A 24135-nucleotide genomic window follows, 5' to 3' on the forward strand; every position below is an offset into this window, starting at 1 on the left:
GTCAATTGCCCCGGCAGAAATGCTCGATCGCCTGCACGTAGATCTCCACCGCGCGATCGAGCTCTGCCCGCTCGACGTACTCGCCGGTGCGGTGGGCGGTCCGGATGTCGCCGGGGCCGCAGACGCAGCCGAGCGTTCCCACCGCGTCGAAATAGGGCAGCTCGGTGCCGAAGGGGATGGTGGTGCTGGCGTTGCCGGTGGCCTGCTCGAGGAAGCGCACGATCGCCGCGTCGGGCGGCGTGGCCACGGCAGGATCGGTGCGGCTCACCACGAACGAGGCCTCGACGCCCGGATCCTCCGCCACGATCTCGTCCAGCTCCCGGCGGAGGATCCGCGCGACCTTCTCGCCTTCCTGGTGCGGGATCGGCCGCCACTCCAGGGGAAAGGCGCAGCGCCCGGCGATCACGTTGCGGGCCTTGCCCCCCTCGATCGTGCCGACGTTGAGGGTGGTGAAGGGCGGATCGAAGGTCGGGTCGGGGTCTCCTTCCAACTCCTTCTGCACCGACTCGAGCCTGCAGAGGAGCCGGCCCGCGTCGAGGATCGCCGAGCGTCCCACCGACGGGAAAGCGCTGTGCCCCTCGCCACCGCGGAACTCGATCTCGGCGAGCCAATAGCCCTTGTGCGAGCGGATCGGCACGAGCCGGGTGGGCTCACCCACGATGACGTGGGCAGGCCGGACCTCGAGCTCGGCGAGCAATTTGCGGGCGCCGACGCAGCCCACCTCCTCGTCCGCGGTGAAGATGCAGACGAGGGGCTCCTGCAATCTCTCGGTGCCGGTGCGATCGATCGCAGCCAGGCTCGCGGCGATGAAGCCCTTGGTGTCGGCGGTGCCCCGGCCGTAGATCTTTCCGTCACGCTCCGTCACCCGGAGCGCGTCCGTCCACGCGGGATCGTAGGGGACGGTGTCGGTATGTCCCGCGAGGGCAAGGCCACCTGCGCCGATCGGCTGGCGCTTCGGCCCCGCCACCGCCACGAGGTTGAGCTTCTCGACGCCGCGCTCGTCGCGGTAGCGGTGGAAGTGGAGCTCGAAGCCGCGCTTCTCCAGCCACTGGGCCAGCCAATCGATGATCGGCCGGTTCGGTCGGTCGGACACCGAGTCGATGGCGACCAACTCGGTGAGGATCTGCGCGGCGTCGACGGTCATGCCCAGAGCTTCTCCATCGTCTGGCGGAAGTCGCGAACGGCCCGCTCCTGCGCCGGATGCCTGCCGTCGCGCACCACGGCGCGACCGCCCACCCAGACGTCGCGGAGCGCGGCGCGCTCCAGGGAGAAGACCAGTGTCGGCAGCAGGGTATCCACGGTGGCGCCGCAGATCGAGGGGTCGTCGAGGTCGACGCCGAGGAGATCGGCGTGGCTTCCCACCGCGATGGTGCCGGCGTTCACGCCGAGTGCACGGGCGCCGGCGGTCGTCGCGCAGCCGAGCAGTGTGGCGGCGAGCCGGTCGGGAGCGCTGTCGCCGGCGGGGTTGCCGAGGAGCGCGCGCTCGAGGTGCTGCAGGCGCAGGTGGTACTCGAGGGCGCGGGCATCCTGCAGCGGGGCGATCTCGATCTGCGAGTCGGTGCCGAAGCAGATCCGCGCGCCGGCACGGAGGAGCTCGCGGGCGCGGACGATGCCGTCGCCGAGGTTGCGCTCGGTGGTGGGGCAGGCGCAGATGTTGGCGTAGGCCTCGCCGAGCGTGGCGATCTCCGCGTCGGTGAGGTGGACGCCGTGCACGCCGGTGAAGCGCGAGTCGAGCAGCCCCTCGCGCGCCAGCACCTCGGTGGGCCTGGCGCCATGCTCGGCGAGGCATTCCTCGATCTCGCGGGGCTGCTCGCTCAGGTGCATGTGCAGCGGCAGGCCGTTCGCCTGCGCGTAGCCGCCGAGGGCGCGGATCCACTCGAGGGGCTGGGCCCGCACGCTGTGCGGGGCGACGCCCACCTGCAGGCCGCCGCGCCGCAGCCGCTCGACGGCGCCGAGGGTCTCCTCGGGATCCCGATCGATGAAGAGCGCCTGCCGGGGATCGGGGCTGCGGCCGTAGCCGGCGCGGGCGTAGCCGACCCGCAGCAGAACGAGCCGCACGCCGGCGCTCTCCGCCGCAGCGGCGACACGGCGGGCGAGCTCGTCGGGGTCGGCGTAGCGGGTGCCGTCGGGCTGGTGGTGCAGGTAGTGGAACTCGCCGACCGTGGTGATCCCGGCGAGCGCCATCTCCACGAAGGCCATGCGGGAGACCGCTTCGACGTCCTCGGGCCGGAGGCGCATCGCTGCTGCGTACATCTGCTCGCGCCAGGTCCAGAAATCGTCGCTGGTCCTGCCGGGCACCCGGTACTCGGAGCGGCCGCGGATCGCCCGCTGGAAGGCGTGGCTGTGGCCATTGACGAAGCCCGGGAGGAGCAGGCGGCGACGCAGGGACGTGGCGTTGGCGCCCGGCGGCGGCGTGCCGACGAAACCGATGGTCCCGTCGGCCTCGACGCCTACGGCGACGCCGGCGCGAATCTCTCCATCGACCAGGGCGTACTCGGGAAGCAGGTACTCCATGCCGGCCTCGTACCAGTTTCCCGCCGGTGCCGCCACGGGGCGTCGCGGGGCGGATGTCCGGCAGCGGTGCCGCCCGGTGCCTTGTCGCTCGTCCACTCGGTCCCCGATCGCACGGGACCAGGCGGACGACACGGGCGCTTCGCGCGCAACTCGCGGTCAGCGGAGCGCGGACTCGACGGCGACGTTCGCCCCCGCCTCCTCGTCGGCGGAGGCGTAACGCGCGCGCGGGAGGTACCTGCCGCCCTCGTGGCGCTGCAGCCAGGCAATCATCTTCTCCCGGACCTCGCAGCGGAGGTTCCAGGCCCGCCCCGCATCCGCAGCGGAGACCAGGGCCCGGAGGGTCATCGTCCGATCGCCGAGCTGCGTGACCTGCAGGCCGCAGGACTTGCCGTCCCAGTCGCCGGATGCCTCGCAGATGCGGAGGACCTCGGCGCGCGCCGCCTCCACCGGCAGCGTGAAATCCGCATGGATCTCCACCGTGCCGAGGATCTCGCTCGAGCTCTTCGTCCAGTTCTGGAACGGCTTCTCGAGGAAATAGGTGATCGGCAGGACGAGGCGCCGCAGGTCCCAGATCTTCACCACCACGTAGGTGAGGCGGATCTCTTCGACGGTGCCCCACTCCCCCTCCACGATCACCTGGTCGCCGATCCGCACCGGCTGCGTGAAGGAGAGCTGGATCCCGGCGAAGAGCGTGGTGAGGCTCTTCTGGGCGGCGAGGCCGAGGGCGACGCCGGCGATGCCGGCGGACGCGAGCAGCGAGACGCCGACGGTACGCACCACCTCGAACTGGACGAGGACCAGCGCGCTCGCCACCACCCAGACCACGGCGAGGGCCACGCGGCGGAGCACCACCACCTGGGTTCGCACCGCACGCGCCTTGGCGGGATCCGGGCCCTCGTCCACCAATGCGGCCTGCACCGTGTCGGCGAGGAAGCCGACGAAACGGACGAGAAACCAGGCGACCGCCACGACGATCAGGATCCGCCAGAGGAGGTCGACCACCGCCTGCGCCGGGGCCGCAAGGTGGAGCGGCCCGACGAACGCGCCGACGGCGAGGAGGCCGGTGAAGAGACGGACGGGCCCGCTGGAGACGCCGACCAGCTGATCGTCCCACTTCACCGGCGTGCGCCGCGCGATCCGGTCGGCGGTGAAGACGAGAAGCGTGCCGAGCAGCAGGCCGGTGAGCGCGGCGCCGGAGAGTGCGACGAGGAGCCCGAGCCATTGCCACGCGGCGAGCTCGAAGAAGCGCCACCGGACCAGGGGCTGTGGCAGCGAATCCACGAAAGGCGCGCCGCCGTAGGCGTCGTAGAGCGCCGGGATCGCGCGCACGGTGCCACCGGCCAGCGCCCACCGACCGTCGATCCGGATCAGCTCGATCGCGACCTCCCGCTCGCCCAGGGCGATGGTTCCCACCACGTCCCGGTTGGCGCCATCGGCTGGGTCGCCATCGGGATCGTCGGAGATCGCGTTCCAATCGATCCAGAGCTTCTGGTCGAGGACGAACTGAAGCTGCCGTGCGAGCCGGGGCGAGTCCCTGCGCTCCTCCGGCGGCAGGCCCCGCAGATCGAGCGCCCGGGCGGCGCGATCACCCTCGCCTGCACGCGCGGCGTGGACGAAGTGGCGCAGCGCCCGCCGCGGCGTGCTGCGATCGATGCCTTCCGCAGGCGCGCGGAGTTCCACCCCTGCGGCATGCGCCGGTGCGCCGGCTCCGAGCAGGAGCACGACGCCGACGAGCACGAGGGGCGCCAATCTCCACGAGGTGGAACGGTCCGACATCGCGACTCCTCTTCGTGGGCGGGAGGCCCCGGGCCCTCGAAGGCAAAGAGCACCCTGGCCCTGCAGGGCGCGCGCTCCCAGCGCAGGCCGCGCAGCGGGCGGGGGGGGGGGTACGAACGGGGCCCGTGGGGCTGAACGGGCCACCGCCCGCATAACACGGTGGCCCCCGCCACGTCGGGCCGAGGTGGGGGAAACATCCTCCGCCGCGCCGGACCTTCCCCGTGCGCCGCCGGGTGCTCGGGCGCTCGGACGCTGGGTGCCTTGCACGACGGGGAGCCGGGCGCTCGGCAAATCGGCCAGGGCATTGGATGGCGCGCTCGCCGGCACGTAGAGATCCGAAGATTCTTCGGCCTCACGCATACGACAGCGCTGGACAAGTCACCGGCGCTTCATCGGCGAACCCCCGCCCCTTCCGAACGTAGGCCGCACGCCCGGCGCATCGACCGGAGCGATGCCCGCCGGTCCGTCTCTTCGGCCGCCACCGCGCCCCGCACCTGTGCAATGCCCAGATTCCGCGCCTCGGGCGCGGCACCGGGTCGGCCCCCAGTAGCGCCTCCCCGGAAGACGGGCGGAGGGCTGGCGCGACGTCGTTCCTTCGGCTTCGCGGCTCGGCTATCAAATCCGCTGCATTCGCACCGGGACCCCGCGACGCCGGCGCCTACGCACGAGTGCCGAAGCACTTGAGACGAATACCCGCGTTTTACGAAGTTCGTTCGGTTCGTCCAAAGCGCGCTTCCGCCGAAGCTTCTTCGCCCCGAACACGCCCCGCCGAACGCCTGGTGATCGGCCGTAACGCTGCCGGGCGCCGGGTGCGCGCTTCACACGCAGACACCTTGCGTCGACGCGTCCCGGCGGGAGCGTGGTACTTGTGCACTCGACCCGCTTGCGCGGAGCCGAGCGGACGAGAGGCGCGCCTCTCGCGCAAACCGCGTCGTTCGCTGGCTGGAGCGCCCCACTGGACGCTCAGTTGCCGACAGCCGCCGTGTCGACCGCGACCCGCTGCAGGGCGGCGGGCCGCGCTGCCGACTCGACGCGCGCCTGCGCATCCGCCAGCCGGCGGGCGCTGCGGCGCCGCTTCGCACGCTGCTTCTCGTCGTGCTTCTCCATCGCCGCGACGTGCTCGGCGACGTTCTCGCAGGCGATCGCCGAGATCCGGGTGTGGCGCTCCTGCAGCTCCGACCAGGCGCGCTGCCTCGCGCCGACGGCGACGAGCCGCGCCTCCAGCTGCTCGAGCGCCGCCATGCGGACCTGCTGCTCCGCGGCGAGCTCCCGCCTCTGTGCCTCGAGCGCCTCCTCGGCGCCACAGCCCCAGAGACCCGCGATGGCCGCGCACCCGAAGATCAACCGCCTGCATCGCTCCGTGCGTTTCGTCACGGTCCACCTCCCAGCGGCCCGCCGGCGCTCGGACAGAAGCCGAGGTGGCGAGCAGGCGTACGGTGGCCACGCCAAAGCGGAGGCGCAAGGAAGCCCACGCAATATCAAGGACTTGCACGCGCCCCTCCCCCCTGCCGGGGAGCGGATCACCCGCTCAGCGGGGAACGGCCTTGAGCACCGCCTTGCCGCCTTTGATCACGACCTTGAAGTCGACGGCGGAGGCGTTGTGCTTCTGCAGGAGATCCGGGACCTGGTTCCGGAGGGAAGCGGAGAGCGACTCGAAGCTCAAGCCGTCGGTGCTCTCCCTGCAGCGGCGCTTCGCGCCGACGTAGGCATCGTAGAGCGCGCGCATCTTCTCGTCCGGCAAGACGCTGCCTGCTGCAGCCCGCGCGGGCACCGGTGCAGCCCGCAGCGCAGGCGCCTGGCGCTGCACAGGTGCGCTCGGCAGCTCCTCCGGCGCCTCGTCCACGGCGAAATCGTCGCTCGACGGCAGGGGCTCCGACGCGAGCCGCTCCTTGAACGCCGCCAGCTCCGCCGCCGCCTTCTGGTCGTCGGGCGCTGCCGCAGGCTCCTTGCGACGCAACCGGGCCTTGAAGAGGTCGCGCCGGTAGGTGCCCTCCTCGATTTCGCGGCAGGTCCGCTGCCAGAGCCGCTCGTAGGCGAGGAATCGATTGTGGAGGGACTGGACCCGGAAGCGCGCGCTCGTATTCCGGACGAAGCCGCTGCGCAGCTGAAGCACGGCACTGCGCACGAGCGCGTGATCCTCGTTGGGTGGCTTCCGGGTCAGACCGAGGAAGAATTGCTCGTACCGCACCCGGAGCGCCTCGACCGCTGCCTCCACCTCGGCACAGCGCTCGAGGGTCTGTGCAGACGAGGCGACCTGCGTCGCCTGCTCGAAGGCGGCGCGGTAGGCGTTGCGGCTGGGTTTCTCCAGCGGGGGAGCGTTGCGGGGCGGCTGCGCCATCGCGCGGAGTGTACCACCGGCGCCGCGGCGATCCAGTGCCTGCGCCCGCTCCCCGCACAAGCGAAAGGCCGGCGCCCGTCGGGCAACCGGCCTTTCGTTGGACGAAGAATCGACCGGATGATCAGCGCTTGCGCGCCATCGTGATCCGGGCGGTGGCCCGCTGCACGCGGGCCCGCTCGACCTGGAAGAGCTCCTCTTCCTCGCGCAGGCTCTTGAGGCGGGCCTGCGACTCGGTGAGCGCCCGCTCGGCGCGCTCCACGTCGATCTCCTCGGCAGACTCGGCGCTCTCGGCGAGGATGATCACCCGATCACCCTGCACCTGGGCGAAGCCGCCGCCGATGAAGTAGTGCTGCTCCCGGTTGCCCTGGATGAGGGTCAACGACCCGGGCTGCAGCGCAGCGACGTAGGGCGTGTGACCCGGCAGCACGCCGAAGCTGCCGTCCATGCCCGGCGCCTTCACCGAATCGACGGACTGGGAGAGCAGGCGCTTTTCGGGGGTAACGATTTCGAGCTGGATCGGCATGCTTTCCTCTCCTTAGCCGGCGAGCTGCTGGGCCTTGGCGAGAACGTCCTCGATCGGGCCACACATGTAGAAGGCCTGCTCGGGGATGTCGTCGTGCTTGCCGTCGAGGATCTCCTTGAAGCCCCGGACGGTGTCCTCGATCTTCACGTACTTGCCAGCGGCGCCGGTGAACTGCTCGGCGACGTGGAAGGGCTGCGAGAGGAAGCGCTGGATCTTGCGGGCGCGCGACACGACCAGCTTGTCCTCGTCGGAGAGCTCGTCCATGCCGAGAATCGCGATGATGTCCTGCAGATCCTTGTAGCGCTGCAGCGTGTTCTGCACGCCGCGGGCGACGGCGTAGTGCTCCTCGCCCACGACGGCGGGATCGAGGATGCGCGAGGTCGAGTCGAGCGGATCCACCGCCGGGTAGATGGCGAGCTCGGCAATCGAACGCGAGAGCACGGTGGTCGCGTCGAGGTGGGCGAAGGTCGTCGCCGGCGCCGGGTCGGTAAGATCGTCGGCGGGAACGTAGATCGCCTGCACCGAGGTGATCGAACCCTTGGTGGTCGAGGTGATGCGCTCCTGCAGGCCGCCCATCTCGGTGGAGAGGGTGGGCTGGTAACCCACTGCCGAGGGGATGCGGCCGAGAAGCGCCGAAACCTCGGAGCCCGCCTGGGTGAAGCGGAAGATGTTGTCCACGAAGAGAAGGACGTCGCGGCCCTCTTCGTCGCGGAAGTACTCGGCCATGGTCAGACCGGAGAGCGCCACGCGGGCACGGGCACCGGGCGGCTCGTTCATCTGGCCGAAGACGAGCACGGCCTGGCTGGCCTCGAGGTTGTCCGGCTTGATCACGCCGCCCTCGATCATCTCCTGGTAGAGATCGTTGCCCTCGCGGGTACGCTCACCCACGCCGGCGAAGACCGAGAAGCCGCCACGCTCGATGGCGACGTTGCGGATCAGCTCGAGCAGGGTCACGGTCTTGCCCACGCCGGCGCCGCCGAAGAGACCGATCTTGCCACCGCGGGTGTAGGGGCAGAGGAGGTCGATCACCTTGATGCCCGTCTCGAGCATGTTGGCGCGGACGTCCATCTCGACGAACGGAGGCGGCTCGCGGTGGATCGGGAGCTTCCGCTCCGAGATCGCCGGGCCCTTCTCGTCGATCGGCTCGCCGACCACGTTGAAGATGCGGCCGAGGGTCGCCTTGCCCACCGGCACCGAGATCGGCGCGCCGGTGTCCTGCACTTCCTGGCCGCGAACGAGACCGTCCGTCGAGTCCATCGAGATGCAGCGGGCGGTGTTCTCGCCGAGGTGCTGCGCAACCTCGACCACGAGGTTGAAGGGCTCGTCGCTGATCGCAGGGTTGGTCACGCGCAGCGCGCTGTAGACCGCCGGCAGCGAACCCGCGGGGAACTCGACGTCGATGACGGGGCCGATCACCTGGGTGATCCGGCCAGACTTCGTATTCATCTGCATCGCGGTGGCCATGTCTTTTCCTGTCGTACCGGCGGGCCCAGCGGGCCAGCCACGAAACTCATTAGATCCCACGTGCCCGTCGCTACTTCAGCGCCTCGGCGCCCGACACGATCTCCATCAGCTCCTTGGTGATCGATGCCTGGCGTGCGCGGTTGTACTCGAGCCGGAGCTTGCCGATCAGCTCGCTCGAGTTCTTGGTTGCAGCTTCCATCGCGGCCATGCGGGCGCCATGCTCCGAGGCCTTCGACTCGAGCAGCGCGCGCCACACCTGGGTGGCGAGGTGCTTCGGCAGCAGGTGATTCAGCACCACCTCGCGGCTCGGCTCGTAGAGGAAGTCGACCAGCTGGCTCTGCGCGTCCTCGGAATTCGAGTTGGCGTTGATCGGCAGCAGCTGGACCACGCTCGGCTTCTGCGAGATCGCCGAGACGAACTGGTTGTAGAGGAGGAAGACCGCGTCGAGCTCGTCGCCCAGGTAGGCTGCGGCCAGCTCGTCGGCGATGGTCTTCGCCTTGTCGAAGGTCAGCGCCTCGAAGACGCCCGGGTAATCCTTCCGCGTGGGCACCGCCCGCTTGCGGAAGAACTCGCGGCCCTTGCGGCCGATGGTGCTGACCTGGATCCGCTCGTAGGTGTCGCGATTCTCGTAGAGGAAGCGCTGGGCCTGGCGGAAGATGTTCGAGTTGAAGCCGCCGCAGAGACCACGGTCGGACGTCATCACCACCAGCTCGACGCGGCGCGGGGTGCGGCGCTGCAGGAGCGGATGGGCCGACTCGTCGGAGCGAACCGCGACGCCGGAGAGCGCCTGCTCGATCATGTTCGCGTAGGGCCGCGCCTGCTGCATCGCGTCCTGCGCACGCCGCAGCTTCGCCGCGTCGACCATCTTCATGGCCTTCGTGATCTGCTGCGTGTTGCGCACGGAAACGATGCGCTTGCGGATGTCTTTCAGCGAGGGCACAGCTGGCTCCTGTTCGGGCCGGCGCGCTCCGGAGAGCCGGAGCGCGCGACCTTGCGGCTCGATTACGCCTTGACCTCGAAGACGTCGCGGAACTCGGTGAGGGCGGCGTTGATCGCGGCCTTCACGTCGTTGTTCAGCTCCTTCTTCTCGAGGATGAGGCGGCCGACCTCGGGGCGGCGGGTGTCCATGAACTCGGACAGCTCGCGCATGTACCGGGTGACCTCCTCGACCGGCACGTTGCGGATCCAGTTCACGCCGTTCTCGTCCTTCGAGGTGGCGGCGTAGAGCTGGATGACCTGCTTCTCCACCGGCATCGGGACGTACTGGCCCTGCTTGAGCACCTCGACCAGACGCTCGCCACGGGCCAGCGCCTCCTGGGTCGACTTGTCGAGGTCCGAGCCGAACTGGGCGAAGGCGGCCAGCTCGCGGAACTGGGCGAGCTCGCCGCGCATGGTGCCGGCGACCTGCTTCATCGCCTTGATCTGCGCGGAGCCACCGACGCGGGAGACGGAGAGACCGACGTTGATGGCCGGCCGGACGCCCGAGTAGAAGAGGTCCGTCTCGAGGAAGATCTGGCCGTCGGTGATCGAGATCACGTTGGTCGGGATGTACGCCGACACGTCACCGGCCTGGGTCTCGATGATCGGCAGCGCGGTGAGCGACCCGCCGCCACGATCCTTCGACATCTTCGCAGCGCGCTCGAGGAGGCGGCTGTGGAGGTAGAAGACGTCGCCGGGGTACGCCTCGCGGCCCGGCGGGCGGCGGAGGAGCAGCGAGAGCTGGCGGTAGGCGACGGCCTGCTTGGAGAGGTCGTCGTAGATGATCACGGCGTGCATGCCGTTGTCGCGGAAGTACTCGCCCATCGCCACGCCGGCGTAGGGAGCGAGGAACTGCAGCGGCGCGGGCTCGGAGGCGGTCGCCGAGACCACGATGGTGTAGTCGAGGGCGCCGGTCTCGCGGAGGCGCTCCACCACCTGGGCGACGGTCGACTGCTTCTGGCCGATCGCCACGTAGATGCAGTAAACGTCGAGGCCCTTCTGGTTGATGATCGTGTCGATCGCCACCGCGGTCTTGCCGGTCTGGCGGTCGCCGATGATCAACTCGCGCTGGCCGCGGCCGATCGGGATCATGGCGTCGATCGCCTTGAGGCCGGTCTGCAGCGGGATCTTCACCGACTCGCGGGGAATGATGCCCGGCGCCTTGACCTCGACCTTGGAGAAGGTCTCGGTCTGGATCGGGCCCTTGCCGTCGATGGGCTCGCCGAGCGCGTTGACCACGCGGCCCAGCAGCGCCTTGCCGACGGGGACCTCGGCGATGCGGCCGGTCCGCTTGACGGTATCGCCCTCGCGGATGTGCGCGTACTCGCCCATGATGGCGATACCGACGTTGTCCTCTTCGAGGTTGAGGATCATGCCGCGGGTGTTGCCCGGCATCTCGACGAGCTCACCGGCCATGGCGCCGGCGAGGCCGTAGACACGAGCGATACCGTCGCCCACCGAGAGAACCGTACCGGTCTCGGCGACCTCGACCTTCTTCCCGTACTCCTGGATCTGCTGCTTGATGATGCGGCTGATCTCGTCGGCCCGGATTTCCATTGGGCTCTTCTCCATCCCGCGCCGCTTCTTGTCGGCGCGCGCAAATTCGGAATTCTTTACGCCCGCTCGTTCAGCTCGCGGCGCAGGCTCTCCAGCTGGGTACGAAGGCTGCCGTCGTAGACCACGTTGCCGACGTGGGCAACCAGTCCGCCCAGGATCGCGGGATCCTGGTCGGCCTCCAGCACGACCTGCTTGCTGGTCGCCTTCGAGAGCGCATTCGCGATCGACTGCACCATCTCCGCGGGGAGGACCGTCGCGGAGGTGACCCGGGCGCGGACGCGACCGACCTGCTCGTCCACCATGTCGCGAAACACGCGGGCGATCTGCGGCAGTTCGCTCATCCGCTCGCGGTCGTTGAGGAGCCGGAGCAGGTTGGCCACCATCGGGTGGAAACCGCCCGCGGCGAGGATCTGCTCGAGGGTCCGATCCCTGGTCGACTTGTCGAACCGGGGATCGGTGAAGACCGCCGCGACTTCCGGCGATTCCTCGAGGGCGTTCGCGGTTCCGGCCAGCTCGTTGCCCGCACGCTCGAGATCGGTGCCTACGGACTCGAACAGCGCCCGGGCATACCGCCTGGCGATCGACTGCTGGATCAAGAGCGCCTCCGATTCAGCTTTTCGCGCCGCCAAGTGGGGGGAGCAACCGGGCTCGCGGCGGCGGCCCAAAAAGGAGGCGGCACATAGCACGCGATTTCCTGCAGGGTCAAGCATTTATCAGGTCGCGGAAGCGGCCAGAAAAGGCTTGTTGGGACGCAGTGTTGCGGCGCGTTTGACAGCGCCCCGCGCGATCTTACGTTGCGTCTGCCGCGGAGGACCGGTCCATCGGCGAAACAAATCAGCCCCCGGCGCGTGCGCCGGCCCGTGAAGGAGGACAGTCATGGCTGGTCTGACCCGTTGGGATCCATTCGCGGATCTGGTGAACCTGCAGGAACAGATGAACCATCTTTTCGACGATCGTCTCTACCGTCCCCGGCGGGAGACGAGCCTGGCCCGCTTCACCCCGCCGGTGGACATCTACGAGGACGCGGAGGGGATCACCCTCACCGCCGAGCTCCCCGGTGTCGCTCCGGAGGACGTCGAGGTCAAGGTGGAGGACTCCACCCTCTCGATCAGCGGCACGAGGAAGCTCGAGCGCGAGGAGAAGAAGGAGAACTACCACCGGTTGGAACGGAGCTACGGCTCCTTCCTCCGCTCCTTCTCCCTGCCGCCGAACGTCGACGTGGAGCACATCCGGGCCGAGAACCGCCACGGCGTGCTCTCGATCTTCCTGCCCCGGCGGGAGGAGGCCAGGCCCCGCAGGATCGACGTGAAGGTCCAGTAGGCCGGCGCGCTCCCGCCAGGCCAACGAACGCCGCTTCCCCGGGGGAGGCGGCGTTCCCGTTCCTGGCTGACCGGGGCGCTGGCGGGCGGGCATGGGAACGCCACTTCCGAGGGGGAATGGAAGGTGGCGGCATGAAGCGACCTCCGACCCGGTTGTAGGCCCGGAGGCGACACCCATCGTGCCTGAAGTTCGACTTACGCCCGACTGGAATCTCGAGCTCTACCGGCCCATCCACATCGGGGTTGCCGGCGCTGTGGCTGCCGCGCTGGCTGCAGCTGCCGCCGCCGCCAGCGCCGGCTCGGCCCTCGCATCCGCTGCGAGCATGCCGCTGCTCGGTCTCACCGCGGCATGGCTGCAGCGCCGCCGGAGCCGGCCGTCCACGAGCTGCCGGGTTCAGGGATTCCTGGAGACCCTCGAGGCCCGCGATCGCTACACCGCGAGCCACTGCTCTCGCGTGGCCGCCTTTGCGGACCTGCTCGCCGAGGAGCTGGGGCTCGACGATCCGAAGCGGCTACGCAACCTGCGGATCGCCGCGCTGCTCCACGACCTCGGCAAGCTCGACGTCAGCCTCGAGATCCTCCACAAGCCAGGCAAGCTCGACGACGTCGAATGGAGGCAGATGCGCGCCCACGTCCAGGCCGGTACGCGTCGTGCCTCATGCCTGACCGCAGGCGTGCGCCGGATCATCGCCCAGCACCATGAGCGTCCGGACGGCAGGGGCTATCCACGGCAGCTGAAGGGCGAGCAGATCAGCCTGGAGGCGCGCATCGTGGCGGTGGCCGATGCCTTCGACGCGATGACGTCCGACCGGCCCTACCGCAAGGCGGTCGGCGCAGACGTCGCGCTGGCAGAACTGAATCGGACCTCGCTGGGCACGTCGGGCCGCCAGCAATTCGATCCCGAGATCGTCGCCGCACTGGAGCGCCGCTTCACCGAGGCGGCGGCGCTCTGCACGGCGGAGGCGGCTCGCGAGAGCTCGCCCCACGCCTGAATCGCCGGCCTACCGCTTCTCGGCTGGGGCCTTCGGAGCGACGACGTTCTTCGGCGCCTCGCCGAGGTTCTCCATCTTGCAACCGCCGACGAAGATCACGCCCTTCTCGATCTTGAGCGCAGGGGTCTCGAGGTTGCCGCGAACGCGCGCGCCCTTCTCGAGCTCGATGATGGTGCGGGCGTGGATGTTGCCGGTCACCTGGCCCCCGGAAACCACCACCGAACCCGCAAAGATCTCAGCGTGAACCTCGGCGCCCTCTCCCACCACCAGCGTGTCGCCCGTGTGGATCTCCCCGGTGAAACGACCCTCGATCCGGACGGTGCCCTCGAAGGTGAGCTTCCCCTCGAATGCACTGCCACGACCCAGAACTGCGTTGATCTCTGCCACGTTGGGACCGTCCTCTCGGCGCAGCATCGCCATCCGATTCTCCTTGCGGGGGGCAGCGGGCTCCGCGAGCGGAACCTCCCCTTCATCTTCGCTGGACGCGCGGTTCCAGAAAGCCATCGATCAGCCCGCGCCCATCGCGGCGAGGATGCGATCGAGCTCCTCGTACGAGAAGAACTCGATCTCGAGCTTGCCCTTGCCGCCACCCTTGTCGGTGAGGCGGACCTTGGTGCCCAGCGCCCGCTGGAGCTTCTCCTCCACGGACCGAACCTGCGGCGAGGGAGCAGCAGCGGTCTCGCTACCCTTCCCCTTCACGTCGGGTTTGCTCTCCTTCGCCCTCCGGACGAGCTGCTCGGTCTGGCGCACCGAGAGCTTCTTCGCCGAGACCTCGCGAGCGGCCCGCTTGATCGAATCGTCGTCGGTGAGGCCGAGCAGCGCCCGGGCGTGGCCCATGTTGAGCGAGCCCTCGATCAGCGAATCCTTGATCTCGTCGGGCAGCCGGAGCAGCCGGAGTGAATTGGCGATCGACGAGCGATCCTTGCCGACGCGCTCGGCGCAGGCTTCCTGGGTGAGCGAATGCTCCTCGATCAGGCGGCGGTAGGACTCGGCCTCTTCGACCGGGTTGAGGTCCTCGCGCTGGATGTTCTCGATCAGCGCCAGCTCGAAGGCCTGCCGCTCGGTGACCTCCTTGATCAAGACCGGCACGTACTTCAGGCCGGCACGCTGGGAGGCCCGCCACCGGCGCTCACCGGCGATGATTCGGTATTTCGCGCCGTCCTTGCGGACGAGGATCGGCTGGATCACGCCCTTCGAGCGAATCGAGGAGGCGAGCTCCTCGATCTTCGACTCTTCGAAGCGGCGCCGCGGCTGCAGCTTGTCCGGCTGGATGTCCTCGATCGCAAGCTGGACCACACCACCGGCGGGGCGCGGCGCTTCCTGCTGCGCGGCGGCAGCGGGAGCGTTCGGCAGCAGCGCCGAGAATCCCCTGCCCAGTCGATTGCCCTTGTCGCGGGTCGTCGTCTCCATCGCGTTCCCTCGCCCTTCCTATCCGCTTTGCGCGAGCGCGCACGCTTGTGCCTGCTCACCACCGGCTCGGAGCGTCGTCGATTGCTTGCGGGCGCTCAGGCGGCCTCGCCACGAGGTGCCGCGGGACCCGGCTCGTTCCGTGCGAGCAACTCGCGCGCGAGGGCCAGGTAGCCCTGCGCCCCTGCCGACTCGATGTCGTAGAGGAGGATCGGCTTGCCGAAGCTCGGACACTCCGACAGCCGGACGTTGCGCGGGATCACGCTCTCGAAGACCTGGTTCTGGAAGAACCCGCGCACTTCCTTCGCAACCTGCGCTGCGAGGCTCGTCCGCTTGTCGAACATGGTGAGGAGGATGCCCTCGATCTCCAGCGAAGGGTTCAGCGTGCCCCGCACCAGGTCGATGGTGGACATCAGCGCTGAAAGGCCCTCCATCGCGTAGTACTCGCACTGCAGCGGGACGAGCACCGAGTTGCAGGCGGTGAGCGAGTTGAGCGTCAGGAGACCGAGGCTCGGCGGACAGTCGATGATGACGTAATCGTATTCGCCGCCACCACGACCGAGCGCATCCCGAAGCCGAAACTCGCGGCGGTCGGCGCCGACCAGCTCGATCTCCGCGCCGACGAGGTCGCGGCTGGCAGGCGCGAGATCGAGGTAGGCGAACTCGGTCGGACGGACCACTTCGTCCAGCTGCCGGTCACCGACCAACGCGTCGTAGATGGAGTGCTCCACCGAATCCCGAACGATCCCGAGACCCGACCCGGCGTTCCCCTGGGGATCGAGGTCGATGAGAAGCGTCCGGCGCTCGGCCGATGCGAGGGAGGCAGCGAGATTGACCGCGGTGGTGGTCTTCCCGACGCCGCCTTTCTGGTTGGAGATCGAGAGGATGCGCGTCATCGAATCGCTCCCAGACCGGCCGGCGGCGCCGACGCAGCCTAGCTGCGTTTCCACTCGGGAAACTCGCTGCGTGGGTGCCGGTTTGGTACCACGCGCTCGTTCCGAGCAGCAAGGTGAAAGGTCTACAAGACGGCAGACCGATGGTGACCATTGCCATACGTCGATGGCCGCCCGTCGACCGTCTCCCTTCGTTCTACCAGAGACGTCTGACATTGCCAGTTGGGGGCCTGTGTTCCACGTGGAACGGGGAACCGGGAGTGACACCGAAAGCCTGCGGGAGCCGTCGGCCGTTGCACGTGGAACGACGAGAATGTAGCGGGGCGCTCGGTACGCAGCGCGAGCCCGCAAGGCGGGAACGGCGCGCGACGGACCACCGCCGCCCCGCCCTGTCCGCCTCGAGACGGCGCCTGCTCCGTTGCCCTGCCCCGCCTTTGCGCCACAACCACGACAAGGCGAACGGCCGGGCTACGCCGCGTCGACCCCGCGGGCCGTGGCGTCCTGGAGGCCGCCGACGCTCGCGCCTCGGGGCCTGCGGTTCCGCCGGCGCACGCACCGGGGGCCATCCGCGCCGTTCCCGTCCTGGCCCCCCACCCCTACCCATGCCGGCGCGGCACCGCCTGCCCCGGCGCATGCGATGCCGCCCGGGAAGAACCGAGGCCCCCCTGCCGCCGCTGCGACCTCACGAGGGACAGGGGCGCTGGAGGGTGGCGTTTGCCCAGGCCGCCGCCAGCGCCCGTCGTGCCCGGCTCCGTGTCGGCTCCAATCGGGAATCCGTTCGAATTCCGGGCCGGCCGCAGGCGGCGGCCACCTGGAGAGCCGCGCGGCCCCCCCGCCGCGGGCCACCAGCAGCTGGCCCTCCGTCGGCTGCTCTCGTAGCTCGGCTCTGCGGGCCATTCGCGCACCGGGGCCCCATCCCTCGCAACTCGCCACGAGCGCCGCGGAGCCGGCCGTCCGCGAAACCCACCGGCGGTCGGGGGACAGGGCGGCAGCAACCTCCGACCGGAGAACCCCGCGTGCAGTGGCGCGTGGAAAGCCGTGCACCCAGCGAAGTCTGGTGGGCCGCTGCCGAGCGTCGCCCTCCTCGGCCCAAGGGTGGTGGGTGCCCCTCGAGCCTCCGCAGCGCAGCTGGCCTCGCCCGTGCGAGGCGAGGCGCCCGCCGTCCGCTCGCGCCCCCTGCCCGGACCTGCGGCGAGGCAGCGTTCCACGTGGAACGCGGTTCACCGCGGCTGCTGCGGCGTCGGCACCCTGCAGCCGAGCCCGCGCTCGCGGGTCGGTCCACCCGCCTGGATCGGCGGCCTGGAGCGCTCCGAGGGAACTCGAATGCGCAGCTGGGGGCCACCTACGGGCTCCCTCGTCTACCGCAGCGACGATCCATTTGGACAATGCGGCGACGCCGCGAGCGCGGGGCACCACCAGCTGCGACCTACAACACAGCGCTCGGGGGCACCGGCTGTCGACTGATGCAGGCGGGCCGCGCTAGCCCCGGCGCTGCGTCTCGGCGCGGCCAGGAGGTGGACCCAGCAATCTCGCCCACAGTGGCTTGCGTCGGCGAATCCCAGGCGAGCGCTGGTGCGGGAGGCGAGCTGGAGCGCCGCGTACCCAGCCATGAGAGACCGCATCTCCCGACGAGACCCCTCCCACGACCGCAAGCCGATGGGCGGCGGCGAGCCCCCAACGCGAACCGCTCGACGGGTGCGAGCGCGGCCGAACGAGCGGCGCCCGCGCGCGCGTCAACGTTCCACGTGGAACGCATCGCGCCCCAACCCGTTGCTGCGCCGTCGCCAGCGAGCCAGCGCTTCGCCCTGCAGACGGAACACCTCCGCCGCGAACCGAGAGCGATCGATCGACCCGGCAGCCCCTCCGCTGCTTCCTCGCAACGTTGCGACGCGCACCGACCCACCGACCCGTCGCTCCAGGGGCACCTCCGTTCGAGGCCTCGAGGCCTTCGTCGAACGACGCACGCGCTGGACGTCACGGTATGGCGGCGCGGGACGAAGAACATTCCCTCGCCCCGGTGCACTTAATGGCGGCGGACACGAGGCTCGCCCAGGTCGTGGCGAAGCGCCGACACTCATCCTCTGCCCGGCGCCGACCGTTCCACGTGGAACCGCGGGACCGTTGGGTGAGAGGCTACGCGACGTCTAGCGGCCCTCGGCCCCAGTCGCCCAATCAGAGCCAGACCAGCTGCGGCGCGGCCCCCGTGGTGCGAACTGTTCGGTTCGGCCGCGCCGGTACGGTCCACCTCCCACGGGCCACACCGCGCGCGTTCGGGCGCCATGCGGATCGACCCTCGGTCGACCGAGCGGCGGCGCAGTCTCGAGCCGCTCGGAGGTGGACGACTGGCAAGCACGAGCGGGACGGCGCCCGGCGCCGCCGGCCCTGCCGGGGCACCCAACGCCGCACCGAGCGAACCCGCCACCCGGTGCCTCCCTGTCGACGGCGTCATGGGAGATCGGTCCACACCCGGGCTCCACCGCGCGCCATGACCCCGGGGGTGCGGCGCGGTCGATGGGGCCCCGGCTGCAGGTTCTGCTGGCGCGGCGCCGATGACCCACGACCGCCCCTGGGCCCAGCGGTTTCATCAACTCCCGACGCAAGACGGGGGTGGCCACCGGTCACCCCTTCCTCCCGATTCTCTCGGAAGGGCCCCGTCCGGCTCGTCCCGGCGGTCGCCCAGTCGGCGTTGCCGACCGTTTCGACCCCCTGCAGGCCGTCGATTCGAGGCGACCCCGGGCTCCGATGACCGCCAGAGGTCTTGTTCGCGTCCTCCAATCGATCGCCTGCAAGGCCTCCAGGAGGCCGCAGGATCGATCCCAGCGCCCCCCGGCACCGCACCCTTCCCGCGCGTCTCTTCGTCGATCTGCGGCCATTCTGCGCGCCCTCTTTTCGAAGCGCTCGCGAGAACCCGAGAAGCGTCGTCATTCCACGGGTTTGGATCATTCCGCGGAAAACCGGCGCTTCCGGCCCTCTTTCGCGTCCGATCGAGCCCTTCGGGACCGCGTTCCCATCGACAGTCCGGCGCATTCGCCCCGCAGACGATGTGGTCGAGGCCACCGGGGTCGACCATCTGCCGCTTGGCGGGCCTTGCATCCGCGCCGCGAGCGGAACGCGGTGCGGCGGCGGCCTCACGCGAAGCTTTCCGGGCAGCCGCGCCGCAACCGGGTCGCGCCGCCAAGCCATTCTCCTCGCCTCCAGGCGCACGCACCGGGCGCGTCGATGCCCTGCCGTCGCACCAGCGTGGCGGTGACCGAGCCGATCGTCGCTGCCCTCTGCCGCGCGCTCCGGTGCTGCCAGACCATCGACCCCCGCGCTGTGAGCTGCCACGGCTCGCTCCACTCGGCCACCAAGGGGCGCCGACGAAGTCCTGGCGAGCCCCGCGTTCCCGCTCGATGAAACCCACCACCGCGGCGGAAAGCCGGTCCGAGATTCCCCGCGGCGGCCGAGGGCACCCACCCCGGCGATCCCGAGGTACGCTCGTCCCACCTGCCGGCGCAGCGGGCGGCGTACTGCGCCCGCCTGGCTCGGCGCTCGGAGGTGCAGCGACGTTGCGCCGGAAGGACCGCGCCGCGTTGGGCTGCCGGACGGGAAGCGCGAAGGCAGCGCAGAGCACCGCAGCGGCGTCGTTGCCCTGCGGCGGTCGTCGAGGTGCGGGTTCCCCTCGGTGGCCGCGAGCGCTGCAGCCCAGCGCCAGAGCAGTGCCGCCGGCGTGGACTCGCAGCGGTGCGTGCAGACCTGTTTCGCCGCCTGCCCGCGGCGCCGTCCGACTGCTGCGGAACCCAAGCGCTCCCCGCCCCCGGTCCAGAGGCGCGTCGCCCCGCTGCCGCACCGGCGCCAGCGCAGCATGCCGGCACCGGCCGGGAGCGAACGACCGGTCGCACCTCGCCGCAGCGGGGTCGGTTCGTTGCCCGCGCACCACGACCCACGCCGTGCTTCGTGCTCGTCGCTGCGTCCCCGGTTCGTGGGCACGGGGCGCGAGGCAAACGACGCCGGCCGCTTCGATTCCTCCGGGCTCCAATCGCCCGACGGACCGCTTCCGCACACCTGCTCGCAGCGGCTCGCCGCGGCCGGTACCCCACTCGAATGCGCCGCCCGGCCCTACCCTGGCAAGCCGCCGTGCGCCGGCGCAGATGGGAGCGCCCACGATCCGCCGAGACGTCCGCCCCCTCCACGTAGGACGGCCATCCGCCCCTGCCGGTCCCACCGGCGGCTGCGCCCCGCAAGGAGAACCACGGCCCGCGAGCCGAATGGGCTCGACGAGGACGAGCGGCGCCGCTCCGCGACGCAACGCCGCGCCCACGGCTGGCATGCGAGCGGACGGCGACACGAGCGACGAGGCCGGGGCCCTGGACTGCCGCACCAGCTGGCGATCGGCCTCCTCGGGCAGCGGGGATCGCAGGCGAAGCTGCGACGCTGGTGGCCAGTGGAAACCGCATCGCTCGCGACCCTGCAAGCCCCGCCGTTGACGCTGCTCGCCGAGTGCGCCGGACCCTGGACCATGCAGGAGCGTGGAGCGTCTCGCCGTTCGCCGAAACCACCGGACGCGATCCGCGGCGGGCGGACCGAATCGTGCAGCGCCTCCCGCGTCGACGCCGCGTCCTGCAGCCTCGGGCCGGATCCGTTCGGCCCCGTCCTGAGACAGGCGGACGCGGGGCGCGAACGCTCTCGACGGATGCCGTGTAGCTCGTTGCACGTGTGTCGATGCGCTACGGGCCGCGCGCGCCCCGCGCCGGCAAGCAGCAGTGCAGGCGCCCCCGGCAGAGGCAGGCCCGCGACGTGTGCCGTCCCCGGGGGCCCAGGCTCCACCCTTCCGCCGCAGCGCGAAGGCGTCGATCCGAGTCCACCGGCTTCGATCGCATGCGGCATGCGCTCAGGGCGCGAGCCTGGTGCGACACGACAGGCCACCGCTGCCGCGCCGGCACCATCGAACCCAGCGGCGCCCACCTACGGAACGGCGCATGCTCGGATGGAACGGTGCGGCCATCCGCCGGACCGGTCCATGGGACCACCCGACCGTCGAGTTCGCCGCGAGACTCGGCGAGGAGAGCACGAGGTTCGAGTGCGTCCCGCCGCCGGCAGGCCCCACACCCGAGCGGCACCCGGCTCGTGGCGGGCCGGAGGCGGCCAATCGCGCTGCAAGCGGATGCCCCGATGGCGAACCGCGCCTGGCCAGACCAGCGAGTCAGCGCAGCTGCACCACCCAGATGCCCCGTCGCGCCCCGGAGGGCAGGGTGTAGTCGTGCGCCCCGATGAGCTCGTCATCGCCGAGCGCCTCGGACCACACCGCCGGATCGGGTCGATCGGCGCCGAGCATGGTGATCACCCGCCCCCCCGGGCGGACGTATTGGCGCGCGAGCCGGATCCACTCTGCCGGTGCGGTGAAGGCCCGGGAGATCGCGACGTCGTAGGGACCCAGGCCCTCGGCTGCAGGCCTTCCCTCCAGCCGCACGTGGCGCGCCTGGGCATTGCCTATCCCGAGGCGGGCGAGCGTGGTCTTCAGGAAGAGGATCTTCTTCTCGGTCCGATCGAGCAGCTCCACCCGCAGATCCGGGCGCGCAACCGCCAGGGGAACGCCCGGAAAGCCACCACCCGTACCCACGTCGGCGACCCTGGCGCCCTGCGGCACGTGTTTGACCACGGCCAGTGAATCGAGGAGATGAAGCTCCCCGACCGCTGCGGGCTCCTCGATGGAAGTCAGGTTGACCGATCGGTTCCACCGGAGCAGCTCCCCGAGGAAGCGGACCAGGGTCGCCTCCCCCCCCGCTGGAAGCGCCAAACCGAAGCGTTTGCTCGCCTCGGCGAGGGCATCTTCCACGGCTTTCTCCACAGTCGCATGCAAGGCTCGACCCTCCGAAGTGGCAGTCTACGTTGAAGATTTTCCGCTGGCACCGATCGACGCACAGGATTCCCACAGCATCCTGTGGATCCGGCGCGCCCCAACCCGGTGGGAGCAGTGGTTCCGCAAATTCTGTAACCAGGCAGCGGCCCTCTCGTCTTTCCCCGCGTTCCGAGCCCGAGGGCTCGATGCACGAGGAGTCGAATGATGATCCGCAACGCCATTGCAGCCACTGCCGCCCTGGCCCTCATCCCCGCTTTCGGTGCCTGCGGCGAGTCCGGCACCAGCCACGTCCGCGTGACGGCGACGGATACGAACGCGCTGCGCCAGGGTCTTGCCGAGGCGCCCCTCGCAGGTTTCGAGCAGATCTGCCTCAACGTCACATCGGTTCGGGTGCGCATCGCTGCCGACGACGACGCGACCACCGACGAGGATGGCGTCGATTCCGTCGGGGACGGCTGGTACGACCTCCAGCTCGCCACGCCCGAAGAGGAGGAGGCCCCTGCGGAGGGTGAGCCCGTCGAGCCCGAACTCGCCCCCTGCCCGAGCCTCGACCTGGTCCAGCTGCTCACCCACCAGCCGATCGCCTTCGCCTGGGGTGAGGTGCCGAGCGGCCACATGACCGAGATGCGCTTCGTGCTGGGCGCCGACCAGGGCTACGCAGTCATGACCGGCGACGAGGAGGTGCAGGTCCCGGTGCTCGTCCCCTCGGGGTCGCAGTCGGGCCTCAAGCTGAAGTTCTCGGGCTCGGGCCTCGATCTCGCCCCCAACGAGGAGCAGGAGGTCGTCGTGGAGTTCGACGGCCAGGCCATGATGCGGGATCACGAAGGCGGCGCGATCCGCATCCGCCCGGTGATCAAGGTGCGCGGCACCGAGACTGTTCCCGTGGACGACGAGGAGGAGAACGGCTCCGAGGATCCCAGCGAGCCCGTGCTCCAGTAGTGGTCTGCCACGACGGCTGAAACTGGCGGCCCTCCGGGACACCGGGGGGCCGCCTTCTTTTAACGCTCGGAGCCGACCCCAGCCGAACTGGCGCCTGCCGAATCCCGCCGCCGCTGGCCGGCTCCACCGGTGCCGGCCCCCGCCCTGCCCCTCCGCTGCGACGCGGCGTCTCGGATTCCTCCGGGGTCGTCCGCAGACCGATTCCTTCCGCAGCGCGCAGGGCGCCGCCCCACGCTTTTCCGCGCCTCTCGGTCGACCCCTCCCTCGAGGCGATGCGCACGGCCCTGCCGAGGCAGCGGATCGGCGGTGCCTGCGCCGCTCGGCAGGCGCACTTCCCCGGCCAGCCGACGCATCCCCCGTCGCGCCCGCGGCTCCGTCGTGGCCCCCCTGCCCTGGCTCCCGCCGGCTCGCGCCCGGCGCGCCACTGGCGCAGGGCGGCGTGGTCGGTCCGGTTCCACGGGTGGACCCGTGCGAACGAACGGTCCCACACCGGCCGGGTAGGCCTGCTCTCTCTCCTCGAGTGGCGCTCGTCACGACGGAGAGCGCCCGTGACCACCTCCATCACGGAGCAGCGCGCTCCAACGCGGAGCCCGAGGGCCAGTCGCCCCGTACGCGGCGCACCGCTGGCAGCTGGTCGCCGCTTCCAGGAGAGAGCACACCAGGTAGAACCCCACGATACATGCAGATCGTAGCGATTCTCCTTGACTTCCCAGCAGCCGCGCGATTCAGCCTGGGTTCTCCACAGGCATGACGCGCGTTTTTGATTGACATTCGCGTCGTCAAGAGTTTAGCGACCGGGTCCCTCGCAGCGTCGTCAAAATCGACACGCTCCAGATTGGCCCAGAATCGACGAGAAAGCCGCCGGCAAGGGTACGGGTGCGGGCTCCGCTTCGATCGATCAGCGATCCAGCCAGGGGCCTTCTCGCGGATCGAACGTGCGCGCTGCGTTATCCACAGCCCTGTGGTCAACACAAACCGGCATCCCGTGCTTTTTGCGCTGGACAGAATGGCGCTGATCTGGCCCTCGCCAAGTGCACCACGCGGCTCCTCATGCAGCGCGTCACCGGGCGGCCTCGATCCGCAGGCGACCTGCCGCCCGTGCCGGTAGCTGTCGACTTCACATCGAGTGCTCGCCTGTCCATCGATCCACGTAGGCCCTCCGGCCGAACGGGACCCCTACCCTCCACCGGCGCCCTCGGATGGCCGGCTCCCTGGCCCGAGCGGCTTCCGCCTGGCCACCGGCGGGGGCCGACGAAGTTTCCGCATGGCTGCGCACCCGCCCTGGCCCGGACCCGTCCCGCTTCCGCACCACATCGCCGGCACGCAAAAAGGCCCGTGCCCCCACCGATGGGAACACGGGCCTTCCATCCAGCGCCGCGCCGGCTTCGCTACTTGCGCTGGCCCCGGGCCGCCTGCTCGACCTCGGCCCGGTGCTCGGCGAGGTAGCGCTCCACCTCGTCGTCGGTCACCCCGAGGTCGCGCAGTACGCCCTCGTAGACCCGCCGGAACCCCTCGCTCGCCTCGTCGCCCCGCATCCGGAACGACAATTTGAGCACCGCCGCACCGAAGATCGGCTCCCGCTTCTGCGCCGCCATC

The 24135-nt window shown here is 70.2% G+C and carries 18 protein-coding genes; 3 read left to right on the top strand and 15 right to left on the bottom strand.

The genetic code is table 11. The features are described 5' to 3' along the window. Nucleotide 1: 1 nt before the first annotated feature. The 10 genes from argE to atpH form a co-directional block, all read right to left on the bottom strand. Nucleotides 2–1144 carry an acetylornithine deacetylase gene (gene argE / locus ACESMR_RS13425; protein ID WP_373047588.1) on the bottom strand — a complete coding sequence of 381 codons (1143 nt, stop codon included), beginning with the start codon at nucleotides 1142–1144 and terminating at the stop codon, nucleotides 2–4. Then, nucleotides 1141–2514, bottom strand: a complete 1374-nt coding sequence (locus tag ACESMR_RS13430; RefSeq protein ID WP_373047589.1) for a formimidoylglutamate deiminase — start codon at nucleotides 2512–2514, stop codon at nucleotides 1141–1143. Before ACESMR_RS13430 ends, argE begins: the two co-directional genes overlap by 4 nt. Nucleotides 2515–2670: 156 nt before the next feature. Continuing rightward, a complete protein-coding gene (locus tag ACESMR_RS13435; RefSeq protein WP_373047590.1) occupies nucleotides 2671–4290 on the bottom strand; it encodes a mechanosensitive ion channel family protein in 1620 nt (539 codons plus the stop codon). Nucleotides 4291–5253: 963 nt separating this feature from the next. Further along, on the bottom strand, nucleotides 5254–5664 hold the full coding sequence (locus ACESMR_RS13440) for a hypothetical protein (RefSeq protein WP_373047591.1): 411 nt from the start codon (nucleotides 5662–5664) through the stop codon (nucleotides 5254–5256). A gap of 154 nt (nucleotides 5665–5818) precedes the next feature. Beyond that, nucleotides 5819–6628 (bottom strand): MXAN_5187 C-terminal domain-containing protein, encoded by an 810-nt coding sequence (locus tag ACESMR_RS13445; protein WP_373047592.1) that lies wholly within the window; start codon nucleotides 6626–6628, stop codon nucleotides 5819–5821. A gap of 121 nt (nucleotides 6629–6749) precedes the next feature. After that, nucleotides 6750–7151, bottom strand: coding sequence for a F0F1 ATP synthase subunit epsilon (locus tag ACESMR_RS13450; protein WP_373047593.1), 402 nt, complete (start codon nucleotides 7149–7151; stop codon nucleotides 6750–6752). 12 nt (nucleotides 7152–7163) lie between these two features. Then, nucleotides 7164–8615, bottom strand: a complete 1452-nt coding sequence (gene atpD / locus ACESMR_RS13455; RefSeq protein ID WP_373047594.1) for a F0F1 ATP synthase subunit beta — start codon at nucleotides 8613–8615, stop codon at nucleotides 7164–7166. 70 nt (nucleotides 8616–8685) lie between these two features. Then, the gene (atpG, locus tag ACESMR_RS13460) at nucleotides 8686–9555 is read right to left on the bottom strand and encodes an ATP synthase F1 subunit gamma (RefSeq protein ID WP_373047595.1); all 870 of its coding nucleotides are present in this window, start codon (nucleotides 9553–9555) and stop codon (nucleotides 8686–8688) included. Between the two features lie 62 nt (nucleotides 9556–9617). After that, on the bottom strand, nucleotides 9618–11150 hold the full coding sequence (atpA, locus tag ACESMR_RS13465) for a F0F1 ATP synthase subunit alpha (protein WP_373047596.1): 1533 nt from the start codon (nucleotides 11148–11150) through the stop codon (nucleotides 9618–9620). A 56-nt stretch (nucleotides 11151–11206) separates the two neighbouring features. Then, nucleotides 11207–11746, bottom strand: a complete 540-nt coding sequence (gene atpH, locus ACESMR_RS13470; protein ID WP_373047597.1) for an ATP synthase F1 subunit delta — start codon at nucleotides 11744–11746, stop codon at nucleotides 11207–11209. A gap of 280 nt (nucleotides 11747–12026) precedes the next feature. Between atpH and ACESMR_RS13475 the strand changes: the two genes are divergently transcribed. Both ACESMR_RS13475 and ACESMR_RS13480 read left to right on the top strand, forming a co-directional pair. Further along, entirely contained in the window at nucleotides 12027–12470 is a 444-nt protein-coding gene (locus ACESMR_RS13475; protein WP_373047598.1) for an Hsp20/alpha crystallin family protein, read from the top strand. A 178-nt stretch (nucleotides 12471–12648) separates the two neighbouring features. Then, the gene (locus ACESMR_RS13480) at nucleotides 12649–13461 is read left to right on the top strand and encodes an HD-GYP domain-containing protein (protein WP_373047599.1); all 813 of its coding nucleotides are present in this window, start codon (nucleotides 12649–12651) and stop codon (nucleotides 13459–13461) included. Nucleotides 13462–13470: 9 nt separating this feature from the next. Here ACESMR_RS13480 and ACESMR_RS13485 read toward each other — a convergent pair whose 3' ends face one another. The 4 genes from ACESMR_RS13485 to rsmG all read right to left on the bottom strand — a co-directional run bounded on the left by ACESMR_RS13485 (nucleotide 13471) and on the right by rsmG (nucleotide 21576). Next, on the bottom strand, nucleotides 13471–13881 hold the full coding sequence (locus ACESMR_RS13485; RefSeq protein WP_373047600.1) for a polymer-forming cytoskeletal protein: 411 nt from the start codon (nucleotides 13879–13881) through the stop codon (nucleotides 13471–13473). Nucleotides 13882–13968: 87 nt separating this feature from the next. Next, nucleotides 13969–14871 (bottom strand): ParB/RepB/Spo0J family partition protein, encoded by a 903-nt coding sequence (locus ACESMR_RS13490; protein ID WP_373047601.1) that lies wholly within the window; start codon nucleotides 14869–14871, stop codon nucleotides 13969–13971. A 95-nt stretch (nucleotides 14872–14966) separates the two neighbouring features. After that, nucleotides 14967–15764 (bottom strand): ParA family protein, encoded by a 798-nt coding sequence (locus tag ACESMR_RS13495; RefSeq protein WP_373047602.1) that lies wholly within the window; start codon nucleotides 15762–15764, stop codon nucleotides 14967–14969. A 5179-nt stretch (nucleotides 15765–20943) separates the two neighbouring features. Beyond that, complete coding sequence (rsmG, locus tag ACESMR_RS13500) at nucleotides 20944–21576, bottom strand: 16S rRNA (guanine(527)-N(7))-methyltransferase RsmG (protein ID WP_373047603.1); 633 nt, start codon at nucleotides 21574–21576, stop codon at nucleotides 20944–20946. A gap of 228 nt (nucleotides 21577–21804) precedes the next feature. On the opposite strand from rsmG, the gene ACESMR_RS13505 reads away from it, so the two are divergent. Next, on the top strand, nucleotides 21805–22539 hold the full coding sequence (locus ACESMR_RS13505) for a DUF4382 domain-containing protein (protein ID WP_373047604.1): 735 nt from the start codon (nucleotides 21805–21807) through the stop codon (nucleotides 22537–22539). A 1388-nt stretch (nucleotides 22540–23927) separates the two neighbouring features. On the opposite strand, the gene ACESMR_RS13510 is transcribed toward ACESMR_RS13505, so the two are convergent. Beyond that, nucleotides 23928–24134 carry a hypothetical protein gene (locus ACESMR_RS13510; RefSeq protein WP_373047605.1) on the bottom strand — a complete coding sequence of 69 codons (207 nt, stop codon included), beginning with the start codon at nucleotides 24132–24134 and terminating at the stop codon, nucleotides 23928–23930. Nucleotide 24135 lies beyond the last annotated feature (1 nt).

This window comes from Vulgatibacter sp. (genome assembly GCF_041687135.1).
In the GTDB taxonomy this organism is placed as follows: Bacteria; Myxococcota; Myxococcia; order Myxococcales; family Vulgatibacteraceae; genus JAWLCN01.

What these genes read in the sequence shown, in the direction of transcription:
- atpA (WP_373047596.1), bottom strand. Translation starts at nt 11,150, where the DNA reads ATGGAAATCCGGGCCGACGAGATCAGCCGCATCATCAAGCAGCAGATC.
- ACESMR_RS13510 (WP_373047605.1), bottom strand. Translation starts at nt 24,134, where the DNA reads ATGGCGGCGCAGAAGCGGGAGCCGATCTTCGGTGCGGCGGTGCTCAAA.
- ACESMR_RS13450 (WP_373047593.1), bottom strand. Translation starts at nt 7,151, where the DNA reads ATGCCGATCCAGCTCGAAATCGTTACCCCCGAAAAGCGCCTGCTCTCC.
- ACESMR_RS13435 (WP_373047590.1), bottom strand. Translation starts at nt 4,290, where the DNA reads ATGTCGGACCGTTCCACCTCGTGGAGATTGGCGCCCCTCGTGCTCGTC.
- ACESMR_RS13430 (WP_373047589.1), bottom strand. Translation starts at nt 2,514, where the DNA reads ATGGAGTACCTGCTTCCCGAGTACGCCCTGGTCGATGGAGAGATTCGC.
- ACESMR_RS13505 (WP_373047604.1), top strand. Translation starts at nt 21,805, where the DNA reads ATGATCCGCAACGCCATTGCAGCCACTGCCGCCCTGGCCCTCATCCCC.
- ACESMR_RS13445 (WP_373047592.1), bottom strand. Translation starts at nt 6,628, where the DNA reads ATGGCGCAGCCGCCCCGCAACGCTCCCCCGCTGGAGAAACCCAGCCGC.
- ACESMR_RS13490 (WP_373047601.1), bottom strand. Translation starts at nt 14,871, where the DNA reads ATGGAGACGACGACCCGCGACAAGGGCAATCGACTGGGCAGGGGATTC.
- argE (WP_373047588.1), bottom strand. Translation starts at nt 1,144, where the DNA reads ATGACCGTCGACGCCGCGCAGATCCTCACCGAGTTGGTCGCCATCGAC.
- ACESMR_RS13475 (WP_373047598.1), top strand. Translation starts at nt 12,027, where the DNA reads ATGGCTGGTCTGACCCGTTGGGATCCATTCGCGGATCTGGTGAACCTG.
- atpD (WP_373047594.1), bottom strand. Translation starts at nt 8,615, where the DNA reads ATGGCCACCGCGATGCAGATGAATACGAAGTCTGGCCGGATCACCCAG.
- ACESMR_RS13485 (WP_373047600.1), bottom strand. Translation starts at nt 13,881, where the DNA reads ATGGCGATGCTGCGCCGAGAGGACGGTCCCAACGTGGCAGAGATCAAC.
- ACESMR_RS13495 (WP_373047602.1), bottom strand. Translation starts at nt 15,764, where the DNA reads ATGACGCGCATCCTCTCGATCTCCAACCAGAAAGGCGGCGTCGGGAAG.